At 70.9% G+C, this 5,693-nt stretch carries 8 protein-coding genes; 7 read left to right on the top strand and 1 reads right to left on the bottom strand.

The window, feature by feature from the left end:
- The 7 genes from pgk to rraA all read left to right on the top strand — a co-directional run.
- A partial coding sequence (gene pgk, locus IJH84_RS09555; protein ID WP_295142843.1) for a phosphoglycerate kinase occupies positions 1–1,096 on the top strand: 1,096 nt, incomplete at its 5' end.
- Positions 1,096–1,881 (top strand): triose-phosphate isomerase, encoded by a 786-nt coding sequence (tpiA, locus tag IJH84_RS09550; RefSeq protein ID WP_200069763.1) that lies wholly within the window; start codon positions 1,096–1,098, stop codon positions 1,879–1,881. The genes pgk and tpiA, both read left to right, overlap by 1 nt.
- A gap of 143 nt (positions 1,882–2,024) precedes the next feature.
- Positions 2,025–2,261: a preprotein translocase subunit SecG gene (secG, locus tag IJH84_RS09545; protein ID WP_200069762.1), complete on the top strand. Its 237-nt coding sequence runs from the start codon at positions 2,025–2,027 to the stop codon at positions 2,259–2,261.
- A gap of 81 nt (positions 2,262–2,342) precedes the next feature.
- Positions 2,343–2,684: an RNA polymerase-binding protein RbpA gene (locus tag IJH84_RS09540; RefSeq protein WP_200069761.1), complete on the top strand. Its 342-nt coding sequence runs from the start codon at positions 2,343–2,345 to the stop codon at positions 2,682–2,684.
- Between the two features lie 154 nt (positions 2,685–2,838).
- Positions 2,839–3,207 carry a hypothetical protein gene (locus IJH84_RS09535; protein ID WP_200069760.1) on the top strand — a complete coding sequence of 123 codons (369 nt, stop codon included), beginning with the start codon at positions 2,839–2,841 and terminating at the stop codon, positions 3,205–3,207.
- Positions 3,208–3,346: 139 nt separating this feature from the next.
- Positions 3,347–4,099, top strand: a complete 753-nt coding sequence (gene hypB / locus IJH84_RS09530; RefSeq protein WP_295142846.1) for a hydrogenase nickel incorporation protein HypB — start codon at positions 3,347–3,349, stop codon at positions 4,097–4,099.
- Positions 4,100–4,258: 159 nt separating this feature from the next.
- Positions 4,259–4,732, top strand: coding sequence for a ribonuclease E activity regulator RraA (gene rraA / locus IJH84_RS09525; RefSeq protein WP_200069759.1), 474 nt, complete (start codon positions 4,259–4,261; stop codon positions 4,730–4,732).
- Positions 4,733–4,838: 106 nt separating this feature from the next.
- Here the strand turns inward: rraA and IJH84_RS09520 are convergent, their stop codons facing one another.
- Positions 4,839–5,528: a pyridoxamine 5'-phosphate oxidase family protein gene (locus IJH84_RS09520; RefSeq protein WP_200069758.1), complete on the bottom strand. Its 690-nt coding sequence runs from the start codon at positions 5,526–5,528 to the stop codon at positions 4,839–4,841.
- Positions 5,529–5,693: the final 165 nt, after the last annotated feature.

The following is a 5,693-nucleotide window of genomic DNA, read 5'->3' as shown; positions in this document are numbered from 1 at the left end:
CCGGGTGCGCGCGTCGTTGCCGACGATCGAAAAGCTGATCGGGGCGGGTGCGCGCGTCGTCGTCACCGCCCACCTCGGCCGCCCCAAGGGCGAGCCGGATCCGCAGTTCTCGCTGGCCCCGGTAGCCCGCCGCCTCGGCGAGCTGCTCGGCGCGCACGTCGCCCCGGCGGGCGACGTGGTGGGCGACTCGGCCCGCTCGGTGGTCGACGGCCTCGCCGACGGCTCGGTCGGGCTCTTGGAGAACGTGCGCTTCGACCCGCGCGAGACCAGCAAGGACGATGCCGAGCGCGGTGCGTTCGCCCAGGAGCTGGTCGACCTGATCGGTCCGGACGGAGCGTTCGTCTCGGACGGTTTCGGCGTGGTGCACCGCAAGCAGGCGTCGGTCTACGACGTGGCGAAGCTGCTGCCGGGCTACGCGGGCGGGCTCGTGCTGTCCGAGGTCGACGTGCTGCGCACGCTGACCGGCGACCCGCGGCGGCCGTACGTGGTGGTGCTCGGCGGCTCGAAGGTCTCCGACAAGTTCGGGGTGATCGAGGCGCTGCTGCCGAAGGTGGACAAGCTGCTCATCGGCGGCGGCATGGCCTACACCTTCCTGGCCGCGAAGGGCTACCAGGTCGGCTCCTCGCTGCTGCAGGAGGACCAGCTCGCGGCGACCCGCGAGCTGCTGGAGCGCCACGGCGACAAGCTCGTGCTGCCGGTCGACGTGGTGGCCGCCGACCGGTTCGCCGCCGACGCGCAGGTGCAGGTCGTGGACTCCGGGGCGATCCCGGACGGCTGGATGGGCCTGGACATCGGCCCGCGCAGCGTCGAGCTGTTCGCCGGCGCGCTGCGCTCGGCCGGGACGGTGTTCTGGAACGGCCCGGCGGGCGTGTTCGAGTTCGACGCGTTCGCCGCGGGCACCCGCGGTCTCGCGCAGGCGATCGTGGACTCCGACTCGTTCAGCGTGGTCGGCGGCGGTGACTCCGCGGCCGCGGTGCGCACCCTCGGGTTGCCCGAGGACGGGTTCTCGCACATCTCCACCGGGGGCGGCGCCTCGCTGGAATTCCTGGAAGGCAAGGAGCTGCCGGGCGTGGCAGTGCTGGAGGGCGGCGACTGATGGCCAGGACACCCCTGATCGCGGGCAACTGGAAGATGAACCTGAACCACCTGGAGGCCATCGCCCTGGTGCAGAAGGTCGCTTTCGCGCTGCCCGAGAAGTACTTCTCGAAGGTCGAGGTGGCGGTGATCCCGCCGTTCACCGACATCCGCAGCGTGCAGACCCTGATCGACGGGGACAAGCTGCTGCTCAAGCACGGCGCGCAGGACGTCTCCGAGCACGAGTCCGGCGCCTACACCGGCGAGGTGTCCGGCCCGATGCTGGCGAAGCTGGGCTGCAGCTACGTCGTGGTCGGGCACTCCGAGCGCCGCGAGCAGCACGCCGAGACCGACGAGGTCGTCAACCGCAAGGTGCGCGCGGTGCTCAAGAACGACATGACGCCGATCCTGTGCATCGGCGAGGCCCTGGAGGTCCGCGAGTCCGGCGGGCACGTCGAGCACTGCACCACGCAGTTGATCAACGCGCTGAAGGGGCTCAAGGCCGAGCAGGTCCGCCAGGTCGTGGTGGCCTACGAGCCGGTGTGGGCGATCGGCACCGGCAAGGTCGCCACCGCCGACGACGCGCAGGAGGTCTGCGGCGCGGTCCGCAAGGCGCTGGCGGACAAGTACGGCAACGAGATCGCCGACGAGGTGCGGGTGCTCTACGGCGGCTCGGTGAAGTCCAGCAACATCGGTGAACTGGTCGGCCAGAGCGACGTGGACGGCGCGCTGGTCGGCGGTGCGAGCCTCAACGGCGACGAGTTCGCCAAGCTCAGCGCCATGGCCGCGGGCGGCCCGCTGCCCTGACCGGGGGCCGGCCGGCGGGATCCCCGCCGGCCGCACCCGCCGCGCGATATGGAACTTCGAGACCGGCTAAGGCGGACGGCGGTCCACCGCCCGGAGCCCACCCGGTACTCTCAGTGGCGAACCGCTGTGTGAACGAGGGCGTGATGAGTCTTTTCCTGCAGATCATGTTGATCGTGACGAGTGTGCTGCTGGTGCTGCTGGTGCTGCTGCACAAGGCAAAGGGCGGCGGGCTCTCCTCGCTCTTCGGCGGCGGTATGCAGTCCAGCCTGTCCGGTTCCAGCGTGGCGGAGAAGAACCTGGATCGGATGACGTTGTTCGTCATCGCGCTGTGGGTCATCTCCATCGTCGGCACCGGCCTGATGATCTCGGTCGGCAGCTGAGCGGAACCGGCGAGCTGGTGGGACCAGCAGCGGCCGGCCGCGATGGCCGGTCGTTCGGTGCGGCTTGGTGGGTGAGAGGGCATGACTGGCGGTAACGCGATCCGCGGCACGCGCGTCGGCGCGGGCCCGATGGGTGAGACCGAGCGGGGTGAGTCGGCGCCGCGCAGGCGGGTCGACTACTGGTGCGCCAACGGCCACCACACGCGCCCGTTCTTCTCGATGGACGCGGAGGTGCCCGACGAGTGGGATTGCCCGCGGTGCGGCCTGCCCGCGGGTCAGGACGAGGAGAACCCGCCGGAGGCCCGGCGCAACGAGCCGTACAAGAGCCACTTGGCGTACGTGAAGGAACGCCGCAGCGACTCCGACGGCATGGCCATCCTCGACGAGGCGCTGTCCAGGTTGCAGGAGCGCCGCGGGCGCTGAGCACGTGTTCGCCGCGGGCGGGCGGGGAGTTTCCCTCCCCGCCCGCTTTCGTTTGCCCGCGCCGCGGAACATCGAGTTGTGCCGGGGATTCCGGCCGTCTTAGCTTTGGTGGCGCGCCGCAACGCGAATCGTCGCTGACGGGAAGCAGGCCAGCATGGGGTTCTCCGCCGAGGTCCGCCCGCCCACCGGGTGGTTGCGGATCGTCGGCGCGGTGCGACCGGCCGAGGGCGAGGTCGTCACGACCCGCATCGCCGATGACTCCGATTCCGCGCGCCGCGCGGGACCGTACGTGGCGGTGTGCAAAGTGGACGGTGCGGTGCGGGCGTTCCGCGACGAGTGCCCGCAGTGCGGGCTGCCGGTCGGCGGTGGCCGGTTGGACGGCGGATTGCTGTGGTGCCCCGGCTGCTTCGAGCCCTACGACGTGCGGGCGGGCGGTGTCGGGCGCAAGCGCCCGAGGCTGCGGCTGATTTCGTTGTCACTGCGCGAGGATGACGGCGCCGTATGCGTTGCTCTGTCCGCGTGAAGTGCGTTTCCGGGGCGCTCGGCGGCTCTTCCGGTGTGGAGAACCGTCCGGCTCTCTGCCACGATGAGATGATCTTTACCGCGTTGGGGACGGATCCACCGGACTCGGCCTGGACGCCACGCGTGGAGGTGCAGTGACCATGTGCGGTGGGTGCGCAAGAGGCGACCGCGGCGGGGTCCGGCTCTCCGGGCCGGAATTCCCGGAATCCGGCGGTACCGCACCGTCCTATTCGGACGACCCGGTGCCGCGGCAGCGCAGCTCCGGCGCCGAACGGACCCGCAAGGCGTTGGCACACCGCAGGATCCTCGCGCTGCACCTGATGAGTTCGCCCGGTTCCGGCAAGACCACGCTGCTGGAGCGCACGCTCGGCGAACTGGCACCCGCGATGTCCATCTCGGTGATCGAAGGCGATCAGGAGACCCACCTCGACGCCGACCGGCTGCGCACCGCGGGCTGCCGGGTGGTGCAGATCAACACCGGTTGCGGCGGACACCTGGACGCGGACATGGTCGAGGAGGGGCTGCGCTCGCTGCAGCCGGCCGGGCGTTCGATGGTGTTCATCGAGAACATCGGCAACCTCGCCGCCCCGGCGCTGTTCGACCTCGGCGAGCACCGGCGGGTGCTGATCGTGTCGACCACCGAGGGCGAGGACAAGCCGCTGAAGTACCCGCACGTCTTCCGCGGCACCGACCTGGTGCTGCTGAACAAGACGGACCTGCTGCCGCACCTGGAGTTCGACGTGCAGCGGTTCGTGGCGCACGCGCGGCACGTCCACCCGGGCATCCGGGTGCTGCCGCTGTCGGCCAAGTGCGGTGACGGCCTCGACGACTGGTGCGGCTGGCTGCGCGCGAACCACACCGCCGACGTGCCGGAGCAGCCGGCGCGGCACTGATCGCAGGTCTGCTCGGGAATCCCCGGTTTCCGCTCGGGGCGAGCCGCTGTGGCGTTGCTCGCGGCCGCGGGATCGGCGCGCGGATCACCCGCTACTCTCGCCCGAAATCAGACCGTGCGTGGCGGGCACGGCGCCGCCAGCCAGATGAGGAGACCTTGGATGGACGTGTCCACCGCTGACCTCGCCGACCGGGAAGGCCCGCAGGTCCGCAGTTGCGACGTGCAGTTCCGGCAGTACGGCGGACGCACCGAGTTCGCGGGCCGGATCCGCACGGTGACCTGCTTCCAGGACAACGCGCTGCTGAAGAAGGTGCTCTCCGAGCCGGGGGAGGGGCAGGTGCTCGTCATCGACGGCGCGAGCTCGGTGCACACCGCGCTGATCGGGGACCTGATCGCGGAGCTGGGCCGCTCCAACGGCTGGAGCGGTGTCGTGATCAACGGCGCGGTGCGGGACGCGGCGGTGCTGGCCGAGATGGAGTTCGGGGTGAAGGCGCTCGGCTCGAACCCGCGCAAGAGCTCGAAGAACGGTGACGGAACGGTGGACGAGGTGGTGGAACTCGGCGGCGTCCGATTCGTGCCGGGGGAGTACCTGGTCAGCGATCAGGACGGTGTCGTGGTCCTGACCGAGCCGTGATCCGTCCGGTTCGGCTCTGGTCCGATCTGCAGCCGAGTGCACCAGGTGCAGCCAGTGGTGGCCTGCTTTGCGGCGCCGGTGGTTCGCCGCCCGGCTGCGCGAGCTTTCAGCGCGCCGCTCTGCGCGCGACGTGCGCGGGTGTGGTGGTGCCGTCCGGGAGGTCTGGGGCCGGGATCGGTTCGCCCCACTGCTGCCGCAGCGGCAGCCTGCCCGCCCACGCCGCCGCGGCTTCGACGTCGGCCGGGTCGTCGCCGGGCGGGCCGGAGCGGGACTTCACCGACGCTTCGTCCAGCGGCATGGCCACCACCGAAACCCCGGCGAGCTCCTTGGCGGAAGGCTCCCGCGCGTGCTCCCACGAGCCCGGCGCGAGGTGCTCGGTCAGCACCCGCAGGCCGTGCAGCTTCTCGTCCGGATCGGTCACCGCCCGCAACCGGCCGTGGATGACCGCGCTGCGGTAGTTCATCGAGTGGTGCTGCAGCGAGCGGGCATAAATGATCTCGTCCAGCAGCGTGACGGTCACGCACGCCTCGGGCTCGGCTTCGGCGGCCAGCAGGCTGCGCGCGCCGCTGGAGCCGTGCAGGTAGAGGGTTTCCGCGTCGCGGCCGATCCCGGTGGGCAGCACGACCGGATGGCCGTCGAGGACCAGGCCGAGGTGGCAGACCAGCGCCGCGTCGAGGATCGCGTGCAGCTCTGCGCGGTCGGTGCCCGCGCGTTCCTTCTTGCGGCCCAGGCTGCTGCGGGGAGTCGGGGACAGCGGTGCTGAGGCGGCAGGTGCGGCGGTGGTTCGTTCGGTCATGCCGACATCCTGCGCGCGCCAGTGGCCATTCCGAACAGCCAATTCCGGAGCAGAACAGAAGTCCACTTTTCCCGGGCGAAAAAGTGCCGCCCGCTCCGGGAGCGGGCGGCACTGCTGCACGGCGCTGTCAGTGCGCGCGCGGGACCTGCGCGGCCGCGTCCGGGT

It is taken from the genome of Saccharopolyspora sp., from assembly GCF_017434145.1.
Classification (GTDB): domain Bacteria; phylum Actinomycetota; class Actinomycetes; order Mycobacteriales; family Pseudonocardiaceae; genus Saccharopolyspora_C; species Saccharopolyspora_C galaxeae.
The sequence above is the reverse complement of the archived record's forward strand: the minus strand, read 5'-3'. Positions and strand labels throughout refer to the sequence as shown.